Annotated in this window: 19 protein-coding genes, 1 tRNA gene and 1 pseudogene; 16 read left to right on the top strand and 5 right to left on the bottom strand. The window is 64.3% G+C overall.

Annotated features, from left to right (window positions below; translation table 11 throughout):
- The 3 genes from AVZ66_RS00865 to AVZ66_RS00875 all read left to right on the top strand — a co-directional run bounded on the left by AVZ66_RS00865 (nt 1) and on the right by AVZ66_RS00875 (nt 2,577).
- On the top strand, nt 1-429 hold the full coding sequence (locus AVZ66_RS00865; protein WP_058980885.1) for a 30S ribosomal protein S12: 429 nt from the start codon (nt 1-3) through the stop codon (nt 427-429).
- A 2-nt stretch (nt 430-431) separates the two neighbouring features.
- The gene (locus tag AVZ66_RS00870) at nt 432-1,046 is read left to right on the top strand and encodes a 30S ribosomal protein S7 (RefSeq protein ID WP_058980886.1); all 615 of its coding nucleotides are present in this window, start codon (nt 432-434) and stop codon (nt 1,044-1,046) included.
- A gap of 118 nt (nt 1,047-1,164) precedes the next feature.
- Nucleotides 1,165-2,577, top strand: coding sequence for a sorbosone dehydrogenase family protein (locus AVZ66_RS00875; RefSeq protein WP_058980888.1), 1,413 nt, complete (start codon nt 1,165-1,167; stop codon nt 2,575-2,577).
- On the opposite strand, the gene AVZ66_RS00880 is transcribed toward AVZ66_RS00875, so the two are convergent.
- A complete protein-coding gene (locus AVZ66_RS00880; RefSeq protein WP_058980890.1) occupies nt 2,578-3,342 on the bottom strand; it encodes a DUF5781 family protein in 765 nt (254 codons plus the stop codon).
- Nucleotides 3,343-3,507: 165 nt separating this feature from the next.
- Between AVZ66_RS00880 and AVZ66_RS00885 the strand changes: the two genes are divergently transcribed.
- The 7 genes from AVZ66_RS00885 (at nt 3,508) to AVZ66_RS00915 (ending at nt 13,898) form a co-directional block, all read left to right on the top strand.
- Nucleotides 3,508-5,697: an elongation factor EF-2 gene (locus AVZ66_RS00885; RefSeq protein WP_058980893.1), complete on the top strand. Its 2,190-nt coding sequence runs from the start codon at nt 3,508-3,510 to the stop codon at nt 5,695-5,697.
- A gap of 225 nt (nt 5,698-5,922) precedes the next feature.
- The gene (locus AVZ66_RS00890) at nt 5,923-6,555 is read left to right on the top strand and encodes an amino acid-binding protein (RefSeq protein ID WP_272931339.1); all 633 of its coding nucleotides are present in this window, start codon (nt 5,923-5,925) and stop codon (nt 6,553-6,555) included.
- Nucleotides 6,552-7,493 carry a homoserine dehydrogenase gene (locus AVZ66_RS00895; protein WP_058980895.1) on the top strand — a complete coding sequence of 314 codons (942 nt, stop codon included), beginning with the start codon at nt 6,552-6,554 and terminating at the stop codon, nt 7,491-7,493. Before AVZ66_RS00890 ends, AVZ66_RS00895 begins: the two co-directional genes overlap by 4 nt.
- A gap of 139 nt (nt 7,494-7,632) precedes the next feature.
- Nucleotides 7,633-8,898 (top strand): translation elongation factor EF-1 subunit alpha, encoded by a 1,266-nt coding sequence (gene tuf, locus AVZ66_RS00900; protein ID WP_058980896.1) that lies wholly within the window; start codon nt 7,633-7,635, stop codon nt 8,896-8,898.
- Between the two features lie 3 nt (nt 8,899-8,901).
- Nucleotides 8,902-9,210, top strand: a complete 309-nt coding sequence (gene rpsJ / locus AVZ66_RS00905; RefSeq protein ID WP_058980897.1) for a 30S ribosomal protein S10 — start codon at nt 8,902-8,904, stop codon at nt 9,208-9,210.
- Between the two features lie 133 nt (nt 9,211-9,343).
- Nucleotides 9,344-9,415 (top strand) — tRNA-Ala (locus tag AVZ66_RS00910).
- A gap of 421 nt (nt 9,416-9,836) precedes the next feature.
- Nucleotides 9,837-13,898, top strand: a complete 4,062-nt coding sequence (locus AVZ66_RS00915; protein ID WP_058980898.1) for an Eco57I restriction-modification methylase domain-containing protein — start codon at nt 9,837-9,839, stop codon at nt 13,896-13,898.
- A gap of 62 nt (nt 13,899-13,960) precedes the next feature.
- Here AVZ66_RS00915 and AVZ66_RS15580 read toward each other — a convergent pair whose 3' ends face one another.
- Nucleotides 13,961-14,512: a hypothetical protein gene (locus AVZ66_RS15580; RefSeq protein ID WP_082678737.1), complete on the bottom strand. Its 552-nt coding sequence runs from the start codon at nt 14,510-14,512 to the stop codon at nt 13,961-13,963.
- A gap of 212 nt (nt 14,513-14,724) precedes the next feature.
- Between AVZ66_RS15580 and AVZ66_RS00920 the strand changes: the two are divergent.
- Together AVZ66_RS00920 and AVZ66_RS00925 are read left to right on the top strand one after the other, a co-directional pair.
- Nucleotides 14,725-15,003, top strand: a pseudogene (locus AVZ66_RS00920) (restriction endonuclease); the annotation flags it as partial.
- A gap of 106 nt (nt 15,004-15,109) precedes the next feature.
- A complete protein-coding gene (locus tag AVZ66_RS00925) occupies nt 15,110-15,754 on the top strand; it encodes an SDR family oxidoreductase (protein WP_058980899.1) in 645 nt (214 codons plus the stop codon).
- Nucleotides 15,755-16,811: 1,057 nt separating this feature from the next.
- Here AVZ66_RS00925 and AVZ66_RS00930 read toward each other — a convergent pair.
- Nucleotides 16,812-18,110 carry a ribonuclease catalytic domain-containing protein gene (locus AVZ66_RS00930; protein ID WP_058980901.1) on the bottom strand — a complete coding sequence of 433 codons (1,299 nt, stop codon included), beginning with the start codon at nt 18,108-18,110 and terminating at the stop codon, nt 16,812-16,814.
- A 43-nt stretch (nt 18,111-18,153) separates the two neighbouring features.
- A complete protein-coding gene (locus tag AVZ66_RS00935; RefSeq protein WP_058980904.1) occupies nt 18,154-18,432 on the bottom strand; it encodes a hypothetical protein in 279 nt (92 codons plus the stop codon).
- A gap of 94 nt (nt 18,433-18,526) precedes the next feature.
- Here AVZ66_RS00935 and AVZ66_RS00940 point away from each other — a divergent pair, with 94 nt between their 5' ends.
- Nucleotides 18,527-19,006 (top strand): RNA-binding protein, encoded by a 480-nt coding sequence (locus AVZ66_RS00940; protein ID WP_058980906.1) that lies wholly within the window; start codon nt 18,527-18,529, stop codon nt 19,004-19,006.
- On the opposite strand, the gene AVZ66_RS00945 is transcribed toward AVZ66_RS00940, so the two are convergent.
- Nucleotides 19,007-19,723 carry a DUF1028 domain-containing protein gene (locus AVZ66_RS00945; protein WP_058980908.1) on the bottom strand — a complete coding sequence of 239 codons (717 nt, stop codon included), beginning with the start codon at nt 19,721-19,723 and terminating at the stop codon, nt 19,007-19,009.
- Nucleotides 19,724-19,977: 254 nt separating this feature from the next.
- On the opposite strand from AVZ66_RS00945, the gene AVZ66_RS00950 reads away from it, so the two are divergent.
- Genes AVZ66_RS00950 through AVZ66_RS00960 form a run of 3 tightly spaced genes read left to right on the top strand, consistent with a single transcriptional unit; the run spans nt 19,978 to nt 21,817 of the window.
- Complete coding sequence (locus AVZ66_RS00950) at nt 19,978-21,132, top strand: YeeE/YedE family protein (RefSeq protein ID WP_197407704.1); 1,155 nt, start codon at nt 19,978-19,980, stop codon at nt 21,130-21,132.
- Nucleotides 21,133-21,191: 59 nt separating this feature from the next.
- The gene (locus AVZ66_RS00955; RefSeq protein ID WP_058980912.1) at nt 21,192-21,485 is read left to right on the top strand and encodes a sulfurtransferase TusA family protein; all 294 of its coding nucleotides are present in this window, start codon (nt 21,192-21,194) and stop codon (nt 21,483-21,485) included.
- Nucleotides 21,482-21,817, top strand: coding sequence for a rhodanese-like domain-containing protein (locus tag AVZ66_RS00960; RefSeq protein ID WP_058980913.1), 336 nt, complete (start codon nt 21,482-21,484; stop codon nt 21,815-21,817). Before AVZ66_RS00955 ends, AVZ66_RS00960 begins: the two co-directional genes overlap by 4 nt.
- Nucleotides 21,818-21,820: the final 3 nt, after the last annotated feature.

Raw genomic sequence — 21,820 nt, forward strand, 5'->3', positions numbered from 1 at the left:
ATGTCGAACGGCAAGTACGCCGCTCGGAAACTGAAGAAGGACCGCCAACAGCGCCGGTGGTCCGACTCGGAGTACGCGCGGCGAGAACGGGGGCTCGGCAAAGAGTCCGACCCCCTCGAGGGTGCGCCGCAGGGTCGCGGCATCGTCCTCGAGAAGGTAGGTATCGAAGCGAAACAGCCCAACTCCGCGATTCGGAAGTGCGTGCGGGTGCAGCTCATCAAGAACGGGAAGCAGGTCACCGCGTTCTGTCCCGGTGACGGCGCTATCTCGTTCATCGACGAGCACGACGAAGTCACCATCGCCGGTATCGGCGGTGCGAAGGGTCGTGCGATGGGCGACCTCTCGGGCGTGAACTACAAGGTCGAGAAGGTCAACGGCGTGAGCCTCATCGAACTGGTCCGCGGGAACGCCGAAAAGCCGGTGCGATAATTATGAGCGAGGAAGAAGCCCCCGAACCCGACGCGCCCGCTGGCACCGACGAAGACGACGTGAACGCGAAGCTCTTCGGCAAGTGGGAGGTCTCGGACATCCAGTACCGCGACCCGAGCACGCGCCGCTATCTCTCCGTGACGCCCATCGCGCACACGATGGGGCGCCACGCCTCCAAGCAGTTCAAGAAGAGCGAGATCAGCGTCGTCGAACGCCTCGCGAACCGCCTGATGAAGACGGGCGCGAACGCGGGCAAGAAGCAGCAGGCGCTCGGTATCGTCCGTGACGCCTTCGACATCGTCCACGAGCGCACCGAGGAGAACCCGATTCAGGTGCTCGTGCGTGCCGTCGAGAACTCCGCGCCCCGAGAGGAGACCGTCCGCCTGAAGTACGGTGGCATCTCCGTCCCGAAAGCCGTCGACGTCGCGCCCCAGCGCCGCGTCGACCAGGCGCTGAAGTTCATCGCCGACGGCGCTCACTCGTCGTCGTTCAAGACGCCCGTCGACGCCGCCGAGGCGCTGGCGAACCAGCTCATCGGCGCCGCCGACTACGACGTGCAGACGTACTCGGTCGGCCAGAAAGAAGAGAAGGAACGCGTGGCGGCCGCGGCCCGCTAACGCGGTTCCGCACAGTCCGGTTCTGCGAATCTTTTCTCCAGTTTCCAGCGGTGCCGTTTCGTCGCTGCGAGTCGTAATACCTGAAAGCAGTTAACCCTGGATTCCGCAAGCAGCAGGTATGCGATGTAACCGCCGTGAGTTCCTCGCTGCCACAGGTCTGGCTGGCGTCGCCGGACTCGCCGGCTGTACGTCACCCGACGAACCGAGTGACACGACTACCTCCACCGAAGCACCGCCGGTCACGACCGTCGACGATCCGTCGTACGACCTCGGCGTGACCCACGACATCGAGAACTGGGCAGAGTACGACCCCGACTGGTCGCATCCGACGGCCGCCCCGAACCTCGACGTGACGACCGAAACCGTCGTCGAGGGGCTCAAAATCCCGTGGGATCTGGCGTTCGCGCCGAACGGCGACCTGTTCATCAGCGAGCGCGTTGGGCGAATATCGCGGTACCGCTCCGACGACCTGGAGACCGTCGCGTCCCCGGACGTGATCGATCACGCCGACTCGATTGCGCCCGGCGAGGACGGCAACTGGTGGGCGGCCGGCAGCGAGGGCGGCCTGATGGGGCTGGCGGTCCACCCGAACTACCCGGACGTCCCGCTCGTGTACGCCATCTACACCCGCAAGGACGAGCCCGCTGTCTCCGGCGGCGACCCCTTCGTCAATCGGCTCTCGTACTTCGACGTCTCCGCGGATGACCCCGCCGACAACGAGACGGTCGTGATCGACGACATCCCCGGGAACGAGATCATCCACAACGGCGCGCGACTCACGTTCGGTCCCGAGAACTACCTGTGGGTGACCACGGGCGACGCCGCGTCGGTCAACCCGGAACTCGGGACGAACCAGCCGCTCCCCCAGATGCCCTCCTCGCTCGCGGGGAAGGTCCTCCGGGTCGAGCCGGACGGAGGCGCACCGGAGGATAACCCCGACCTCGGTGGCGACCCGCGCGTGTTCACCTACGGCCACCGGAACCCCCAGGGCATCACGTTCCTGCCGGACGGGACGCCCGTGGAGAACGAGCACGGGCCGTCGGCCCACGACGAGGTGAACGTGCTGGAAGCCGGGGGGAACTACGGGTGGGGGCCCGAGGGCGAGCGCGCGCGCACGGCGGAGACGTACCGCGGCACCGACTACGCGCGCCCGGTCGTGAACACCGAGGAGACGTGGGCGCCGCCGGGGTCGGTGTTCTACACGGCGGACGCGGTGCCGTCGTGGCAGAATCGGCTCGTCATCGGCGGCCTGTATTCCCAACGCATCAACCTCGTCACCATCTATCCGACGGACGGCGAACCGGCGTCCGCCGAGAACGGCGGCACGCGCTACGACGCGGACTGGATGAATTCCGACTACAGCGCGGTCCACCACGTCGCACTCGAAGACGAACTCGGCCGCATCCGGCACGTCGAGCAAGGACCAGACGGCGCGCTGTACGCGGTGACATCGAACCGCGACGGCCGCGCGCAGGGCGAACAGTTCCCGCGAGAAGGCGACGACCGCCTCGTCCGCATCACGCCCGCCTAGTCAGTCCGCGGCTGGACCTGTCGTCGTCTCTTGGGCGTCGACGTACGTGCGGATGGTGTCGACGAGGCCACGGCGGCAGTCGCTCTCGTCGGGGTCGGCGGTGAGGTCCGCGAACCGCTCCCGAAAGGATTCGACATCGATTTCGGGGGCGTCCTCGCCCGCGGCGTGCGCGAGGTCGTAGATGCGGTGGTCGTCGGTGACCGCGTCGTGGCGTTCGAGGAGCGCGAGCGCGAACGCGGCGTTGACGGCGGTCATCGAGGGGTCCGCGCCCGCGGTGAGTCGCTGGCCGACGGACGGGCCGGCGGCCGGCTGGTCGGCGACGGCGGCCGCGAGTTCGGATTCGAGGAACGCGACGAGTTTGTCGGTCGGGCCGACCGAGAGCGTGATGTCGTCGGCGTAGATGTCCTTGACGTGGTTGGCAATCTGGTAGCAGTGCGTGAGCACCCGGCGTTCGACGCTGCGGCCCGTCAGCGCCAAGAAGAGGATTTCGTCCATCGAGAAGACGTGGCTCGGGTGGTCGTGTTCGTGGCGCAGCATGTGGGAGAACTCGTGGAGCGCGAGTTCGCGGGCCATCACGGACGTGGCGGCCTGCTGGGAGATGTTGAGAACGTGGTGGTCGTCGTAGTGGCCGGCCCACGTCCGTTCGTCGGGGTTCTCTCGGATGCGTACCTCGACGGGCTGTTCGAGGTCGTGTTCGGTCTCGAAGACGTCGCGGGCGCCGAGAAACGGTTCGGCGGGCCCCCCACTCGTCACGCGCAACTCCATGGTATTTATTCACACGGTGTTCGCGACAAAGACTCTTTCGCCCACGGCAGCCACCACGGGCGTCGAGCACAATCAGACGAGTCGGCGGCTACGCCTCGTGTTCCGGCGTACCGCACTCCCGGCAAAACACTATCCTTTTGAACCCGCTAGCAGTATGAATGGCTAATGGGCCGACGCAAGAAGATTGTCGAGAAGTGCGAACGGCTGATGGACCAGCCGGAGCAGATCCGGAACATCGCCATCGCCGCGCACGTCGACCACGGTAAGACCACGCTGACCGACAACCTGCTGGCCGGCGCCGGCATGATTTCCGAGGACACCGCCGGCGAGCAGCTGGCGATGGACACCGAGGAGGACGAACAGGAACGCGGCATCACCATCGACGCCGCGAACGTCTCCATGACCCACGAGTACGAGGGCGAAGACCACCTCATCAACCTCATCGACACGCCCGGCCACGTCGACTTCGGTGGCGACGTGACGCGTGCGATGCGCGCCGTCGACGGCGCGCTCGTCGTGGTGGACGCCGTCGAGGGCGCCATGCCCCAGACGGAGACAGTGCTCCGGCAGGCGCTCCGAGAGGGCGTCAAGCCGACGCTGTTCATCAACAAAGTCGACCGCCTCATCTCCGAACTGCAGGAGGGTCCCGAGGAGATGCAGGAGCGGCTCCTGAGCGTCATCCGCGAGGTCAACGAGCTCATCCGCGGGATGACCGAGGAGATGGACGACATCACCGAGGACTGGACGGTCTCCGTCGAGGGCGGCACCGTCGGCTTCGGCTCCGCGCTCTACAAGTGGGGCGTCTCGATGCCGTCGATGCAGCGCACCGGCATGGACTTCGGCGACATCATGGAGCTGGAGCGCTCGGACAAGCGCCAGGAGCTCCACGAGCGCACGCCCCTGTCGGACGTCGTCCTCGACATGGTCTGTGAGCACTTCCCGGACCCCATCGAGGCCCAGCCCCACCGCATTCCGCGCATCTGGCGGGGCGACGCGGACTCCGAAATCGCGGACACGATGCGGATGGTCAACGAGGACGGCGAAGTCGTCCTGATGGTCACCGACATCGGCATCGACCCGCACGCCGGCGAAATCGCCGCGGGTCGCGTGTTCTCCGGCACACTCGAGAAGGGCCAAGAGCTGTACGTCTCCGGGACCGCGGGCAAGAACCGCATCCAGAGCGTCGGCATCTACATGGGCGGCGAGCGCGAGGAAGTCGACGAGGTTCCCGCAGGGAACATCGCCGCCGTCACCGGCCTCAAGGACGCCATCGCCGGGTCCACGGTTTCCAGCGTCGAGATGACGCCGTTCGAGTCCATCGAACACATCTCGGAGCCGGTCATCACGAAGTCCGTCGAGGCGCAGAACATGGACGACCTGCCGAAGCTCATCGAGACGCTCCAGCAGGTCGCCAAGGAAGACCCGACCATCCAGATCGAGATCAACGAGGACACCGGCGAGCACCTCATCTCCGGGCAGGGTGAACTCCACCTCGAAGTCATCACCCAGCGCATCGAGCGCAACCAGGGCATCCCCGTGAACACCGGCGAACCCATCGTCGTGTTCCGCGAGTCCCCGACCAGCGACTCCCGCGAGGTCGAGGGCGTCTCCCCGAACCGCCACAACAAGTTCTACATCACCATCGAGCAGCTCGACGACGACGTCCTCGAGCAGCTCCGCCTCGGCGAAGTGTCGATGGACATGCCCGAACAGGAGCGCCGCGAAGCGCTCCAGGACGCCGGCATGGACAAGGACACCTCGCAGAGCGTCGAGAACATCATCGGGAAGAACATCTTCATCGACGACACGAAGGGTATCCAGCACCTCAACGAGACGATGGAACTCGTCGTCGAGGGCCTCGAAGAGGCGCTCGGTGACGGTCCGCTGGCCGCCGAACCCGTCGAGGGTGCGCTCATCCGACTCCACGATGCGCGCCTCCACGAGGACGCCATCCACCGCGGTCCCGCGCAGGTCATCCCCGCCGTCCGCGACGCCGTCCACCGCGGCCTCATGGACGCCGAGATTCGCCTGCTCGAACCGATTCAGGACGTCCGTATCGACGTTCCCTCCGAGCACATGGGCGCCGCGTCCGGCGAGATTCAGGGACGCCGCGGCCGCGTCGACGACATGTACCAAGAGGGCGGCATGATGGTCGTCGAGGGCATCGCGCCCGTCGAAGAGATGATTGGCTTCTCCAGTGACATCCGCTCGGCCACCGAGGGCCGCGCGTCCTGGAACACGGAGAACGCCGGCTTCCGCGTCATGGCCGACAACCTCCAGCCCGAAATCATCAAGCAGATTCGAGAGCGCAAGGGCATGAAGACCGAGCTGCCCGAGCAGATCGGTTACTTCTAAGTACCTTTTTACTTCGTCGGGTGCGCTCGCTTCACTCGCGCACCGCTCCTCGCAAAAAGCTACGCTAAAAACTTCCTGCGCTCACTTCGTTCGCGCAGTGAAACGCGCGGCGGAGCCGCGCGTATGCTGTCTTCTCGACAGCGGTGGCCATCCCCGCACACGTCCCGTCAATCGGTAGGATTTGTGCGGGCCGAAGGCTTATAGCGCGAACGTCCCCCAGTGAGAATGTATGCACGCAGGCAGACGCGCCCGGCGTGGTATCGGCACGGAGCGACAGCACTCGCGCTCGCAGCCGACAACAACAGCCGGGGCGTCGCCGACAACGGGTGGTCGACAGTGAGCGAAGCAGACGACCGCGCGCACACGCTCCGCCTGGAGCTCGTCGACGAGCCCGGGGAGCTGTTGCGCGCGCTCTCCCCGATCTCGGAACACGGCGGCAACCTCCTCTCGATCTTCCACGAGCGGGGGTCGCTGACGCCGCGGGGCCACATCCCAGTGGAGGTGGACTTGGAGTGTTCGCCCGAGCGCTTCGAGCGCATCGTTGAGGCGCTCCGGGATGCCGGCGTCACCATCATCCAAGCCGACTCCGAGCGGTACGGGGAGGCGCTCAGCGTTCTGCTGGTCGGTGACCTCGTCGACACGGACCTCTCGGACACGCTCGCGGAACTGGAGGACTGCGGGAGCGCGACGGTCGCGGACTTCTCGCTGACCACCGAGAAGGGTACCGAGGGCGTCTCCAGCGCCCGCGTCCGACTGGCAATCGAGTCCGGCAGCACGGAGCGCGCGCTCGAACAAGTCCGGTCGGTGGCGTCACAGAAAGACCTCTCTGTCGTCGAACCGCTCGTGGGGGAACTATGAGACTGGCAGTGATGGGCGCCGGCGACGTCGGCCGCGCGGTCGCGGACCTCGCCGGCGAGTACGGCCACACGGTGACGGCGTTCGCCGACTCGGCGAGCGCCATCGTCGACCCCGACGGCATCGACGTCGACGCTGCACTCGACCACAAGAAGAACGTCGGCACCGTCGGCGAGGGCGACCCCGCGGACGCGCTCGGCGCCGACTACGACGCGCTCGTGGAGGCGACGCCGACGACGCTCGGGGACGCCCACCCGGGCTTCGAGCACGTGCGCGCGGCGCTGGAGACCGACCGACACGTCGTCCTCGCGAACAAGGGGCCGGTCGCCGAGCGCTACGACGACCTCCGAGGGCTGGAAGCCGACAGCGCGGGGTCGATTCGGTTCGAAGCGACTGTCGCCGGCGCCATCCCGGCGCTGTCGACCATCGACGGCATCGGTGCCGAGCGCGTGACCGCCGCGCGCGGCGTGCTCAACGGCACGGCGAACTTCATCCTGACGCGGATGGCCGCGGACGGCCTCGACTACGAACACGTGCTCGCGGAAGCCCAAGACCTCGGCGTCGCGGAAGCGGACCCGACGTTCGACGTCGAGGGGACGGACGCGGCGCTGAAGTGCGCGATTCTCGCGAACGTCATCCACGGCGGCGGCTACTCGCTGTCCGACGTCGACGTCGAGGGCATCACGGACGTCCCGCCGTCGGCGCTGGACCTCGCCTCGGAGGACGGCCGGACGGTTCGCCTCATCGGCGAGGTGACCGAGGACGGCGCCCGCGTGGGGCCGCGCCTCGTCCCGGAGAACCACACGCTCGCGGTGTCCGGGACGATGAACATCGTCCAACTGGAGACCGAACACGCCGGCCGCCTGAACCTCTCGGGGCGAGGCGCCGGCGGTCCCGAGACGGCAACGGCCGTGCTGGGCGACGTCGGCCGGCTGGAGTAGCGGGCGCCGCCGATTCGTGTGGCGTGTTGCCACAAACCCCGAGCATGCGTCGGGGTGGCGCTGAGTGCGTACCGAAATGGTTTTAGTGCGAACTGCCGAATGATTCCCACAGAGCGCGCCTTTCGCGCGATACTAGACAATGAGCGACGAACGACACCAGAACCTGGCCGTCATTGGCCACGTCGACCACGGCAAGAGCACGATGGTCGGGCGCCTCCTCTACGAAACGGGGAGCGTTCCCGAGCACGTCATTGAACAGCACAAAGAAGAAGCCGAGGAGAAGGGCAAGGGCGGCTTCGAGTTCGCCTACGTCATGGACAACCTCGCCGAAGAGCGTGAGCGCGGGGTCACCATCGACATCGCCCACCAGGAATTCAGCACCGACGAGTACGAGTTCACTATCGTCGACTGTCCTGGCCACCGCGACTTCGTGAAGAACATGATTACGGGTGCGTCCCAGGCGGACAACGCCGTCCTCGTCGTCGCCGCCGACGACGGTGTCGCGCCCCAGACCCGCGAGCACGTGTTCCTCTCGCGGACGCTCGGCATCGACGAACTCATCGTCGCTGTCAACAAGATGGACATCGTCGACTACGACGAGTCCAAGTACAACCAGGTTGTCTCCGACGTCAAGGACCTGTTCGGTCAGGTCGGCTTCGCGACGGAGGACGCCTCGTTCATCGCGACGTCCGCCTTCGAAGGCGACAACGTCTCCGAGCACTCCGAGAACACTCCCTGGTACGACGGCCCGACACTGCTGGAGGCCCTCAACGACCTCCCGGCGCCGTCCCCGCCGACGGACACCGACCTCCGTCTCCCCATCCAGGACGTCTACACCATCTCCGGCATCGGTACCGTCCCCGTCGGACGTATCGAGACCGGTGTGATGAACATGGGCGACAACGTCAGCTTCCAGCCGTCTGACGTCGGTGGCGAGGTCAAGACCATCGAGATGCACCACGAGGAAGTCGACAAGGCCGAGCCCGGTGACAACGTCGGGTTCAACGTCCGCGGCATCGGCAAGGACGACATCCGTCGCGGTGACGTCTGTGGTCCGGCCGACGACCCGCCGACGGTCGCCGAGACGTTCACGGCGCAGGTCGTCGTGATGCAGCACCCGTCCGTCATCACGGCGGGCTACACGCCGGTCTTCCACGCCCACACGGCGCAGGTCGCGTGTACCATCGAGTCCATCGACAAGAAGATGGACCCCTCCTCGGGCGAGACCCAGGAGGAGAACCCGGACTTCATCCAGTCCGGCGACGCAGCGGTCGTCACCGTGCGCCCGCAAAAGCCCCTCAGCATCGAGCCGTCCTCCGAGATTCCGGAGCTCGGCTCGTTCGCCGTCCGCGACATGGGTCAGACCATCGCCGCCGGCAAAGTCCTGGACGTCAACGAAGCCTAATCCATGCAGCAGGCACGCGTTCGTCTCGCCGGCGTCAATCCCGACGACCTCGACAACATCTGCGACGACGTCCGAGAGATCGCGGACAAGACCGGCGTGAAGCTCAGTGGGCCGGTCCCGCTCCCGACGAAGACTCTCGAAGTCCCCTCGCGGAAGTCCCCCGACGGCGAAGGGACGGCCACGTGGGAGCACTGGGAGATGCGCGTCCACAAGCGTCTCATCGACATCGATGCGGACGAACGCGCGCTCCGCCAGCTGATGCGGATTCAGGTGCCCAACGAAGTCAGCATCGAGATCGTTCTCGAAGACTGACGCGGGCGACGACACCGCCTTCCTCACTTATTCACGCCGCGTAGCTGTGGCTCCGCGACGCCGTGCGTGAGTCGTTGACTGGCGGCTCACGAAACAGAAGTCTGAAATACGTCCGTCGACTTCGATTGGGTGCGGGCTCGTAGATCAGTGGTAGATCGCTTCCTTCGCAAGGAAGAGGCCCTGGGTTCAAATCCCAGCGAGTCCACTTCTCCAACTCTCGACCGCGAAGCGACTGGTGTGTCGCTTCGCGTCGACACGGTGTATTGGACGAGTCGGGATTTGAAGCCCTACGAGACTCGCTACGCTCGTCTCGTTCCGGGTTCAAATCCCGGCAGACTCGCGTCGCGAGTCTGCCGACCTTCGCGAAACCGTCGGTTTCGCTCAGTCCCAGCGAGTCCATTCCTTCGCTCACTTCGTTCGCTTCGTCATTCCCTCGCTGACTGTTCGCTCGCTACGCTCGCGTGAGCGAAGCGAACGCGGGCTCGAAAGAACTCGTTCTTTCGGCGCTCGCGAGAATCCCAGCGGGTCCTGTACCCGAGTACGCAACGACCGACAGTCGTTTGTGGGTATCCAGTTGCGTTCCCCCTAGTTTCAATAGCCTGACTCACCCCCTCTACGGCATCACGATGAGTCAATCGACACTCGGTTCTACCCCCTACCAGAACTCGAATCTCTTCTCCGGCTACTACCTCGACGAGCGCATCTACGACCTCGACGGCTGGGACTGCGACGAGGACGCGCGAGTGGCCTTCGAGGACCTCAAAACGCTCTGGGAGTTGGAGGGCGGCCTCGTGGACTCCTACAAGGAGGACGAGCTACTCGACGAGTGGATCGACGAGGTGCTGGATGTCCTCGGGTTCGGAACGAAGTCCGAGGCGACGCTCCCGGACAGCGGCGGGTACAACGACCGCCTGCTGTTCACCTCCGACGGAGAACGTCGCGACGCTGCACAGCGCGTCGCCGACGGTGAGGACGACGCCGACTACAAGCTCGCATCGGCGGTTCTCGAAGCCAAACAATGGGACGCCGACTTCAGCGCCCGGTTCAGTGAAGCTCGTTCGTACCGGGACGCCTCACACCAAATCAAGTACTATCTCGAACACACGCCCGAGAACCTCAAGTGGGGCATCCTCACTGACGGGAAGAAGTGGCGACTGTACGGCACGAAAGACTACGCGACCGAGATCTACTACGAGGTCGACCTCCCCGAACTGCTCGCGACCGGCACGCTCGAACAGTTCAAGTACTTCTACGCGTTCTTCCGGCCCGACGCGTTCCGCGAGACCGCGGGCACGTCGTTCCTCGATACGGTGTGGAACGAGAGCGAGACCGCCGCCCAAGAACTCGGCGAAGACCTCCAGGACAACGTCTTCACGGCGCTGCGCGTCCTCGGCGAGGGGTTCGTGCACTCGAACGACTTGGACATCGACCCCGACGACGAGGACGCGCGAGCGGAACTGAAAGAGCAGTCGCTGGTGTTGCTCTACCGCTTGATGTTCGTGCTGTACGCGGAGTCCCGGGGGTTGATTCACCCGGACGACGCCGACGACGAGGCGGAGTACCGCGAGCACTTCAGCCTCGACGAACTGCGCGCAGACATCCACGAGGACATCCAAGACGGCGATACCTACGAGGACTACAGCGGGTACTCGACGCAGATGTGGAGCCGGCTGCAGGACCTCTTTGGGCTCATCGATGCGGGCGAGGAGTCGTTGGACATCCCGGCGTACAACGGCGGGCTCTTCGACGACGAGGAACACGAGTTCCTCGCGGAGAACGAGGTCGCGGACCGCTACATCGCGGAAGTCATCCACCGCCTCGGAACGACACTCGACGACGACGGGAAGTACGTCCTCGCGGACTACGCGGACTTGGACACGCGCCACCTCGGGTCGATTTACGAGGGACTGCTCGAACACGAGTTCCGCATCGCGGGCGAACAGTACGCAGCGGTGTCGGCGGACGGCGGACAGGTGTGGCAGCCCGCGACAGAGGTGAGCGTCGCCGACGCAATCGAGACTGTCGAGGAGGGCGAACTCTACGTGGTGAACGACGACGGCGAGCGGAAAGCCACGGGCGCGTACTACACGCCGGATTACGTCGTCTCGTACATCGTCGAGGAGACCATCGACCCGCTGCTCGACGACATCAAAGCGGAGTTGGAGGCGGACGGTTTGGAGCCGTCGGAGCCGGAGTACTTCCGGCGGTTCTGGCAGTCGGTGCTCGATTTGAAGGTGTTGGACCCGGCGATGGGGTCGGCGCACTTCCTGACGAGCGCGACGGGCTACCTCACCGAGCAAGTGATGGAGGTGGTTCGCGAGCAGGAGATTCAGGGCTACGACGAGCAACACCTCCGCCGCGACATCGCCAAGGAGTGCATCTACGGCGTCGACATCAACGGAATGGCCGTCGAACTCGGGAAGCTCTCGATGTGGCTGGAGACGCTCGCCGCCGACCAGCCCCTCGCCTTCCTCGACCACCACCTCAAGGACGGGAATTCACTCGTCGGGTCGGACATCACGGACGTGCTCTCGGACGACGTCGACGATGACGGCGGCCAACTCACGCTGATGCAGGCGGCGGCGCGCGCCCGCAAGAACACGCTGGAGCACGTGATGGAACTGATGCAGGAGTTGCTGGCGATGGACAACGAGTCCCTCGACGACATCAAGTCGATGGAGGACCTCTACGACGAGATTCGCGACGACCCGCTCTACGGGCGGCTGTTCGAGATTGCGAACGTCCACACCGCCGAGGAGTTCGGTCTGGACGTCCCCGAAGGCGTCTACGAGGAGATGGCCGGCGCCATCGAGGACGAAGACGAGTGGGCGGAGATTCGTGGCGAGGACTGGTTCGAGTCGGCGCAGGAGATGGCCGACGAGGAGGACTTCTTCCACTGGGAATTGGAGTATCCAGAGGTGTTCTTCGGGGAGGATGGGGAGAAGCGGGACGATGCAGGGTTTGACGCGGTTATTGGGAATCCGCCGTACGTGGAGATTAGTGGAAATATCGAACAGTACCTACGTACCCAATACGATGTCACCGAATATTTTGTCGATTTGTTCCACGGATTTATAGAACGAGCTATCGATCTGAACCGCCCTAATGGACAATTTAGTTATATTCTTCCAGAACCGTGGCTGACGATTGAAAACCGGGAGAAACTCCGCCACCATGTATTGGAAAATACAAACCTAAGGAAAATACTCAGAATCGAACAAGGCGTATTTCAAGATGCTACTGTTGACTCAATCATAGTCGTGGCGACAAAGGGAAGAGGAAACGATGATATCGACATCCTCGAATTAGGCGGGACAGGATACCAAGAAACCCAGCATACTGTTTCACTTAACCAGGAGAGAATTTTGGAGAGTGATACATGCCGGATAGAAGTGGAACAAACAGCGGAGACAAAGGAGATATTTGATAAAATTCAGTCTGTATCAGTTCCGCTCCAAGACGTCGCCGAACTTGCTATTGGTGTACAGGCATATAATTCATCAAAGCATTCTAAAGAACAGATCGAAAATAGAGTTTTCCACTCCGATATAAAGAAGTCGGAAGAATATCTACCGGAAATAGCGGGAAATGATGTTTCTAGATATAACATATCATTTGACGGGAATAGTTGGATAAAATACGGAGATCACTTACACGACAAACGTGAATTCAGGTATCTTTCAGAGCCTAGGATATTGGTTCGCCAAATTCCCGGCAGTGGACGATATAAGATTCATGCAACGTATACTGAGAAGACATACTGCAATTACAACACAATCCTCAACGTATTACAAGATGGGGAGTACGATCTAAAGTATATTTTAGCTTTGGTTAATTCTTCACTCATGTCTTGGGTATTTCCCAAGTTAGCGAATAGCGTTGTTAGCAATAACTTCCCAAAACTATCCGTAGTTGACTTAGAACGACTCCCAATCAGAAAAATTGATTTCCAAAAACGGAGTGTTGCTACGCACTCTAATATTGAGGGGCAACTCAAAAACGGAAATATCGACGCAACGAGAGATACGCATGAATCTCTTTCAAAATTGGCTGATAAGCGAATGGAGCTAGAAAGTCAACTGGGCAACTTAAACCTGTCTTTGAAAGATCACTTCGGGAACTATTCAGAAGGTTCCACTCTCGCTACAGTTGGATTCACTCAACCTCCGAAGGATTTGGCAGACTCTATTCTCCAACAAACGACCAAGGAAAAGCCAAACCTCCGAGTGGGCGAGGCTACTGTCGAGCGTGAATCCCCAAACACAGTCGAAATTAGACTGACCGCGCGTTACAAGCCCGACGAGGAGGACAAATACGAGACTGATCAGTGGGGGTACACAGAGACTGAGCCATTACCAGCGCTCCGCATCACCGACCTCACGGAGTCTGAAGCTGACCTTGCCGAGGTGTTTATTCCAGTGGCTGTTGACGAGGCTAACGGATTCGCAAACTTCCGTGAGACCGCGACAAAAACCAACTCGCTCGTGGATAGGCTGCGAAAGCTTACTCTCCCCCGTGTCGATGACATCCGTGAAGGTCTGGAAAGTTATACCGAGACGAAAGAACGCGCCGAAGACCTGAAGGAGAAAATCGAGCGTACGGACGACCTCATCGATAAAACCGTCTATAATCTATACGAACTAACCGATGAAGAAATTGAAATAGTTGAGGAAACGTTTGCGGACTAGCCCTAATTAGACATTTAGTAGTCGGTGAAAGAAGAACGAGCTTAGTTGTTGGTGGGGTAAAGTCACGCATATATGTTCGGGGTTTTTGATTCTTGGCAAAGGTGAATGATGGCAGATTTAGCGGTTTTCCGATCAGTTGTTCCCCCAATAGTGACTTTCCCGCTGGAAAATATTATGAGCGTAGTCTCGAATTGAGGAGGACGATAAATCAGACCTGGGAATTGTTCAGGTTCGTACTCTATGTTCTCAAGCCCAAGAGTGAGGGCTAGTTCCTCCAGGTTCACCTCACGACCGAGATCTTCTACAAATACAGAAGTGGCTTGTGTGAAGTTAGGTTCAGATACATCCAACCCTATATCAGCAAGTACTCTCTCAAATTGCTGGAAGGATTGCATCAAAGAAGTTCTATCCTCTGCACCTCGAATCTGAAAAGCACCCGTCCGATAAGTTGTATACGCCGGTCCGCCCTCTTCTAATCGAACCGTGACCATTCCGGAACCGTTGAAATCCGGTTCAACTACATCACCAAGATGGGATTTTAGCTCTGCAACGAGAGTTTCTAAATCAACTTCTTGCCCTAACGAGCCAGACCCCATAGTACTAACAATCTCCATTCTCTGGCCAGGTCGTTGCTATAGTAACAATAGACTCGCGAATATAAGTTCCCGGTGTACCAAGCTGAGAGCGATTGAGAAGTTCCACGTCGGGGTAGAAGAGGTGTGCTGGTTTCTCACCGAGATCTTCGATAGCCTTCCGCAGAATTTCGATGCAGTCCTTTTTGGTCTAGTTTCACCGTGGACCATGTTCCATGTCAGCTCACCGGGAGTTCATCCTGGTCGCCGTCGACGAAGCCGGGGGGTTCGCGGGCTTCCGGGAGACCGCGACGAAGACGAACTCGCTCGTGGACCGCCTGCGCGCGCTCACGCTCCCCGCCGTCGACGACGTCCGCGAGGGACTGGAGAGCTACATCGAAACCAAGCAGCGCGCCGAGGAACTGGACGAGCGAATCGAGCGCACGGACGACCTCATCGACGAAATCGTCTACGAACTCTACGGGCTCACCGACGACGAAATCGAAATCGTCGAGGAGACCGTCGCGGACTGACTCGCGGCGAGCGCGGGGCGGTGTGCGCCGCTCTCGCCGGGTTCGTGCTCGCTACCGGACTTCCACGAACCCAGCGCCTATTGGCGCGCGCGGCGTCCGTGGAGGCGTGCAGGTAGCTGTCGTCGGCGCGAACGGCGGTATCGGTCGTCGGGTAGTGGCTCGGCTCGCGGACGCCGGCCACGACCCGGTGGGAGTGGTACGGGAGCGAGCGCAGTTCGACGCGGTCCGCGAGCGCGGCGGGGAGCCGCGGCTCGGCGACCTCACGGGCGAGTTCGCGGGCGCGTTGGGCGGCGCGGACGCGGTGGTGTTCACGGCGGGGTCGGGCGGCGAAACTGGCTTCGACGCGACGCTGCTGGTGGACCTCTGGGGGGCGCGACGGGTCGTGGACGCGTGCGTCGAGCGCGGCGTCGACCGCTTCGTGATGGTGAGTTCGCTGGGCGCGAGCGACCCGCTAGCGGGGCCGGAGGCGCTGGGGCCGTACCTCGTCGCGAAGCGGATGGCCGACGACTACCTCGCGGCGTCGCCGGTGGACGCGACGATTCTCCGGCCGACGGCGCTCACGGACGACGCGGGCACGGGGCGCGTGTTCGCGACGACCGACACCGACGAGGCGGGCGCCGACGAGATTCCGCGCGAGGACGTCGCAGCGGCTATCGTCGCAGCGCTGGAAGCGCCGCCGACGGTCGACGAGCCGCTCCGGCTCTTCGGCGGGGAGACGCCCGTGGAGCGAGCGATTCGACCCGAGAAGTGAACGCGGCGTTCCCGGCAGCAACGCCTCCCAGCGACTGATTGCGGTCGGCGTCGTGGCGGGCGAGCGGTACGTTAATCCGGCGTACGCGCCAGTCGTGGGACGATGGCACGCGCCGTGGCCGCCCTCGCGGTGCTCGCGCTCGTCGTGACAGCAGGGTGTCTCACGGCGGACTTCGCGCGGACGGAGCCAGTAGACGTCGAGGAGACAGCGGCGGCGCCGCCGGCCGCGATTTCGAACCGGACCGCCGCGGCGACGAGTCCGTGGGGCCGCGGACCGATTACGGTCGCCGTCGACGACCTGACCGACCGGGCGCAAGACGTCCGACCAGAGGTTCGCGCGGCGCTTCAGTTCTGGGAGAACGCCGTTTACTCGGGGAACCGCTACCGGCCGGCGTTCGAACTCGCGGCGAACGGCAGCGACGCGGACGTGCGCGTCGAGGTGGTGGCGGCCGTCGACCGGTGCCGCGTCCACGAAGATGACGTCGCACTCGGGTGTGCGCCGGTCGTCCCGACGGACGCGACGGTGACCGAGACAGTGACGGTGCAGGTGCGGGCGGGGCACGCGCCCGCGACGACGCGACGCATCCTGAAACACGAGTTCGGGCACGTGCTCGGATTCCGGCACGGCGAGAGACCGGGCGACGTGATGGCGCGCGACCTCTCGGCGGCCGCGCCCGACGACGTGGTGGACGCGGCCGACCGCACGTACCCGTGGACGACCGACGACCTCACGGTCGCCGTGGACGCCGACAGCGAGAGCGCGAAGATGGCCCGCGAGCGCGTGCGGACGGCGCTGGCGTACTACGAGCGCGGCGCGCGCGGCACGGTCGCCGACCCACCGACCGTAGAACTGGTCGCGGACGCGACAGAGGCCGACCTCGTGGTGGTGTTCCGGGAGTCCGTCGACTGCGACCTGTACGGCGCCGAACAGTCGTGTGCGGACTGGGACGGCCCGGACGTCGACGGTGACCGGATTCCCGAGTACTACGCTGACGGCCGCGTCGTCGTCGCTGCAGACGCCCGCGAGCGCGTGGTAGAAATGAGTCGACTGCTCGGCGCTACGCTGCTTCCTCGTCGTCGTCCGGTTCGACGACTTCGACGCCGCGGTTGTTCACCGCGTCGGGGTCGAGACCGACCTCCTCGAGGAAGTTGCGGTACTCGCGTTCGGCGGACTCGCCGGCTTTCTGCTGGTCGCTGGCGTGGTCGCAGAGTTCCACGAGGTTCTCGGGGACGTCGTTCTGGTAGACGATCCAGTGGTTGACGAGGTCGCTCATCCGGCGGATGGGGCTGGTGAAGTGGCCGTAGATTTCGAAGTTGAGCGCGTGGTGGCCGCCGAACGGGTCGTTCATGTAGCGGGCGCGCGGCATCACCTTCATCACCGCCCACTGAATCTTCCCGAGTTGGCGCTCGGGCGCCTGCTCTAAGGTGGCGTTGACGGCGTTCCGGGGGTCGTCCCACGAGTCGCCGGGGATGGAGACGCCGTCCAGCTCCTGAATCTCGCGGAGCGCGTCGTCCCACTCGTCGGGCGACGGCTGGGGGTGGACGCGGTAGACGGCCTCGACGCCGCGGTTCCACATGAGTTCGTGCGTGACCGCCTTGTTCGCTTTCAGCATGCACTCCTCGATGATGGTGTGGGCGCGGTCGCGGCGCGGGTTCAACACGAGGCTACCCTCCTCTTTGCGCTGTTCGTGCATCTGGTCGGCGAGTTCGAAGACGAGCGAAATCTCGTCGTGCAGCGGCGCGTCCTCGTCGTCGAGGCGCGCTTCCGTCTCCTTGTACGTCAGGCGTTCGTCGCTGTGGATGACGGACTTGTATATCTCGATGTTCTGGTACGAGAGGTCGTCCTTGTCGAGGTGCATCTCGACGGTGTGCGCGAGGCGGTCCTCCTCGGGGACCAGCGAACAGACGGTCTCGGCGAGCACCGGCGGGAGCATGTGAATCGTGTACCCGGGGAGGTAGATGGTGTTCCCGCGGTCCATCGCGGCGTCCCACATCTCCGACCCGGGGTGGACGTAGTGCGTAACGTCGGCGATGTGGACCCAGACGACGTACTCGTCGTCGCGTTCGAGGACGCTGATGGCGTCGTCGAAGTCCTGGGCGTCCACGGGGTCGGTCGTCCACGTGGGGAGCGGGCGCATGTCCGCGCGCTCGTCGACTTCGTCCTGAATCTCGGCCTGCACGTCCTCGACGCGCTCCTCGGCCTCCTCGATGACTTCCGGCGCGAAGCCGTCGTGGAGTTCGAACTTCTCGAGGAGGTCGTCGCGTTTGTTCTCTATCTGTCGGTCGAGTTCCGGAGAAATCTCGACGGGGCCTTGGTCCTCGATGGACCCCTGCGCCGCTTCCGCGTCGTTTGACATACTACGGTGTAGCCGGCGTCCGCAGTTAGTCGTGTCGCCACGACTACTCCCGGCCGGGTCGCTCCTCGCTGGCGGCGTCCAGCAGGCGCGCGACGAACTCGGCGTCGTCGACGCGGCCGGCGCCCGCGGCTTCGAGGCTGGCTTCGAGGCCGCGACGGGGCTGCTTGGCGAGGTCGCGGAAGCAGGGCTTGCAGAGGTACTCGAAGCGCTTGCCGTCGCGGTCCCAGCGGTCGCCGTGCTTGTCGTACTCGCGGGCGTCCTCGCGGGGGACGGACGCCCCGCAGGCGATACAGGACACGGATTCGTCCCCGGACCCCAGCATACGCGGTGGTTGCTCGGCCGCGCACTTAGCGGTTTGGCCCCGAGAGCCGCGACGGAGCGGCGGTTTTAAGCGTGGAGGCGCCCGAACCCACGGTATGGAAGTAGCCTCTCGGCACCACCTGCGGAGCGACGCCGTGCGCGAGATCGCGGACGCGCTCCGGGCGGGCCTGAGCGTCGAACTGGACGCGGACTCGTTCGAACTCGTCGAGATCGCCGACGAGGACTTCGATGTCGTGCTCGTGGACGGCGAGCCGCTCGTCTGGTACCCCGAGGGCGAGCCGTTCGTCACCGTGCAGGGCGCAAACGAGTTCGACCCCGCGACGGGCGTCGTCACGGTGGACTCGGGCGCCATCTCGTTCGTCAGCGACGGCGCGGACATCATGCGGCCGGGCATCACCGAGGCCGACGACGGCATCGAGTCCGGCGACCTCGTCGTGATCGAAGAGGAGACCCACGGGAAGGCGCTGGCGGTCGGGCGCGCGCTCACGAGCGGCGACGACATGGTCGGGGACTCCGGGAAGGTCGTCGAGAACCTCCACCACGTCGGCGACGAACTCTACGAGTTCACCGTCTAGTCACGCGTCGCCGTCCTCGCCGTCCGCGCTGTCTGCTTCTTCGTCTTCTTCGTACCGTTCGAGCGCGTCCTCGTAGCCCTGTTTGGCGAGCCGGTAGGTCTCCCGCAGGTCGACGATGGGGTCCTCGCTGGCGTCCACGCGGAGGTCGTCGTAGTACGCGCGGTCGTCCTCGCCCGTGTCGACCACGTTGACGGCCGCGCTCTGCACCGTGAGGTCCTCGCGCTTGTCGCCGCCGGCGGCCTGCCCCGCGCCGAGCGCGTCGACGAGTCGCTTCGCGAGCGGTTCGTCGCCGAACGCGACGTCCTCGTACTGGTCGGCGGTGCGCTTGACGACCGCTTCGCCGGTGAGAAGGTTGCCCGCGACGGTGTAGTTCTCGCCGCTCGTGTGGCCGTACCAGTCGTTGCACTCGTCGCCCGAAAACGTGAACTCGCCGTCCCGGGAGACGCCGTGGAGCTGTCGCGTCGGACTGCCGTCGTCGGCGTTCAGGAGACCCTGCAGGGCGTCCTCGATGCCGAGGCCGTCAGCGAGGTACTCGATTCCCTTCGACCCGAGGCGTTCGTTCGTGACGCTCTGCGTGGCGACGGCGCCGTGCTCGTTGACGTGCGGGCAGGGCACGCCGACCGCGGGCAGCCGGGTCGTGACGGCGACGCCGAAGCGGTACTGCTGGTCGCCGTTCTCGTCCTCGTAGGGTTCGCGGACGCAGATACTGAAGGTCACACGGGAGAGGAGTCGCGCCGGCGGAATAAGCCTCGGTCCTCCGGCAGGCCGGCCACCGACGCACGGAACCCGCGGTACTTGCCGTCGTTCCGGTCGCACCTGTGCCATCAGAACCCTCGTACCGCGCGAAATTAGCCCACGCAACGCCTCTTTGGCCGATTTGTCGGCGTCCGTCACGCGGGCAGTGATTCCCGATTCGGCGTGGGTTAACTTCGCCGAGGACGTGTACGTGAGACACCGTGAACAGTCTACTCGTGGCAGCGGTCGTCGGACTCGGCCTCGGCGTCTTCCTCCAGAAGGGCCGGTTCTGCTTCGTGAACGCCTTCCGGGACTTCTTCGCGTACAAGGACTCCCGGGTGACGAAGGGCGTGCTCGCGGCGACCCTCCTCACGATGGTGTTCTGGGGCATCGCCTACCAACTAGGGTACTACCAGGGGCTCTGGACGCCAGCGTGGGGTCTCACCGGCCTCGTCGGCGGCTTCATCTTCGGCATCGGGATGACGTACGCCGGCGGCTGCGCGAGCGGGACGCTGTACCGCGCCGGCGAGGGCTACCTCCAGTTCTGGCTCACGCTCGTGTTCATGGGCGTCGGCTACGCGGTGTTCACCGCCGCGTTCCCGACGCTCCAGAGCACGTACTTCGGCCCGCTGCAGTTCGGTGAGGGCGTCAGCCTGTTCACCGTCTCGCCGATTCCCGCGGGGCTGCTCGCGCTGCTGGTCGCCGCCGGCGTCACCGTCGTGTACGCGACGCTGGTCGGCCGCGGCGCGACGAAGGGCGACCCCGGGGAGCGCGCGACCGTGGCGTCCGCCCAGCCGTCCGTGCTGCTCGCGCCCGCCGTCGGCGCCCGACAGTTCGTCCGCGGCACCCGCCAGTACTTCGCCGGTCTCGTGGAGTCGTGGCGGACGCCCCTCGCGTCCAGCAAGCGCCCGTGGGACCCGCGAACGGCCGCGCTCGGCATCACCGCCGTCGCCGTCCTCTGGTTCACGCAGGTGTCCATCGTCGGCGTCACCGGCCCGGAAGCCCGCTGGACGGGGTACCTGCTCTCGCAGGTCGGCGTCGAGGCGGGGAGCTTCGAGTACTGGGGCGCAATCCTGTTCCGCGGGAACGGCGTCGGCGTCACCACCGACATGGTGATGATCGGGTTCGTCATCGTCGGCGCCGGCATCGCGGCCGCGTGGAGCGGCGACTTCTCGATTCGCGTGCCCAAGCGCCGCCGGCTCCCGAACGCCGTCGTTGGCGGCTTCATGATGGGCGCGGGCTCCCGGCTCGCCCCCGGCTGCAACATCGGGAACATCTACTCCGGCATCGCCGAACTGTCGGTCCACTCGTTCATCGCCGCGGCGGGCATCGTGCTCGGCGTCTACGTGATGACCCACTGGATCTACCGCGAAGTCGGCTGCGCCATCTGAAGCGTCCAAAACCACGCACACCAACGAACACTCGTACCACCGACACCAACGACACACTCATGCCATCCATCGACGACGTCACCGACGCGCCCGACGAACTGTCCGACGAGAGAGCCGACGCCCTGCTGGAGGACGCCGACGAAGTCCAGGACATGATGGGCGAGGTCTGCCCGTACCCGCAGGTCGAGGCCAAGAAAGGCCTGCAGGCCCTCAGTGAGGGCGACCTCCTCGTGCAGGAGACCGACCACGTTCCGTGTACGGAGAACGTCCCGCGCGCCGTCGGCGACGACGCCGACGCCCGCGTGTGGCGCAGCGGCGACGGTGTCTACCGCATCTTCCTGGAGAAACGATGAGCGGGAACGTCGACACCGTCGACCCGGCGACCGTCCGCGAGCGCCTCGACGCCGGCGACGACGACTTCGACCTCGTGGACATCCGCGAGGGCGACGCCTACGAGGACGGCCACGTCCCGGGCGCCGAACACCTCACCGTCGAGGAACTCGAAGACGTGGTCGTCGAGCGCGACTGGAACGACGAGGTCGTCGTCTACTGTTACGTCGGCCAAACGTCGGTGCAGGCCGCGCGCCTCGTCGAGGAGTACGGGAACGCCGACGACGTCGCGAGCATGGCCGGCGGCTACGAGGCGTGGGCCGAGGACGTCGAACCGCTCGCGAACGCCGACTAGCTC

It is taken from the genome of Halobacterium sp. CBA1132 (assembly GCF_001485535.1).
GTDB lineage: Archaea > Halobacteriota > Halobacteria > Halobacteriales > Halobacteriaceae > Halobacterium.

Coding starts and splice junctions, on each gene's coding strand:
- AVZ66_RS00880 (WP_058980890.1), bottom strand. CDS start 3,342: ATGGAGTTGCGCGTGACGAGTGGGGGGCCCGCCGAACCGTTTCTCGGC.
- tuf (WP_058980896.1), top strand. CDS start 7,633: ATGAGCGACGAACGACACCAGAACCTGGCCGTCATTGGCCACGTCGAC.
- AVZ66_RS00935 (WP_058980904.1), bottom strand. CDS start 18,432: ATGCTGGGGTCCGGGGACGAATCCGTGTCCTGTATCGCCTGCGGGGCG.
- rpsJ (WP_058980897.1), top strand. CDS start 8,902: ATGCAGCAGGCACGCGTTCGTCTCGCCGGCGTCAATCCCGACGACCTC.
- AVZ66_RS00885 (WP_058980893.1), top strand. CDS start 3,508: ATGGGCCGACGCAAGAAGATTGTCGAGAAGTGCGAACGGCTGATGGAC.
- AVZ66_RS00940 (WP_058980906.1), top strand. CDS start 18,527: ATGGAAGTAGCCTCTCGGCACCACCTGCGGAGCGACGCCGTGCGCGAG.
- AVZ66_RS00875 (WP_058980888.1), top strand. CDS start 1,165: ATGCGATGTAACCGCCGTGAGTTCCTCGCTGCCACAGGTCTGGCTGGC.
- AVZ66_RS00915 (WP_058980898.1), top strand. CDS start 9,837: ATGAGTCAATCGACACTCGGTTCTACCCCCTACCAGAACTCGAATCTC.
- AVZ66_RS15580 (WP_082678737.1), bottom strand. CDS start 14,512: ATGGAGATTGTTAGTACTATGGGGTCTGGCTCGTTAGGGCAAGAAGTT.
- AVZ66_RS00865 (WP_058980885.1), top strand. CDS start 1: ATGTCGAACGGCAAGTACGCCGCTCGGAAACTGAAGAAGGACCGCCAA.
- AVZ66_RS00870 (WP_058980886.1), top strand. CDS start 432: ATGAGCGAGGAAGAAGCCCCCGAACCCGACGCGCCCGCTGGCACCGAC.
- AVZ66_RS00960 (WP_058980913.1), top strand. CDS start 21,482: ATGAGCGGGAACGTCGACACCGTCGACCCGGCGACCGTCCGCGAGCGC.
- AVZ66_RS00930 (WP_058980901.1), bottom strand. CDS start 18,110: ATGTCAAACGACGCGGAAGCGGCGCAGGGGTCCATCGAGGACCAAGGC.
- AVZ66_RS00890 (WP_272931339.1), top strand. CDS start 5,923: ATGTATGCACGCAGGCAGACGCGCCCGGCGTGGTATCGGCACGGAGCG.
- AVZ66_RS00955 (WP_058980912.1), top strand. CDS start 21,192: ATGCCATCCATCGACGACGTCACCGACGCGCCCGACGAACTGTCCGAC.
- AVZ66_RS00895 (WP_058980895.1), top strand. CDS start 6,552: ATGAGACTGGCAGTGATGGGCGCCGGCGACGTCGGCCGCGCGGTCGCG.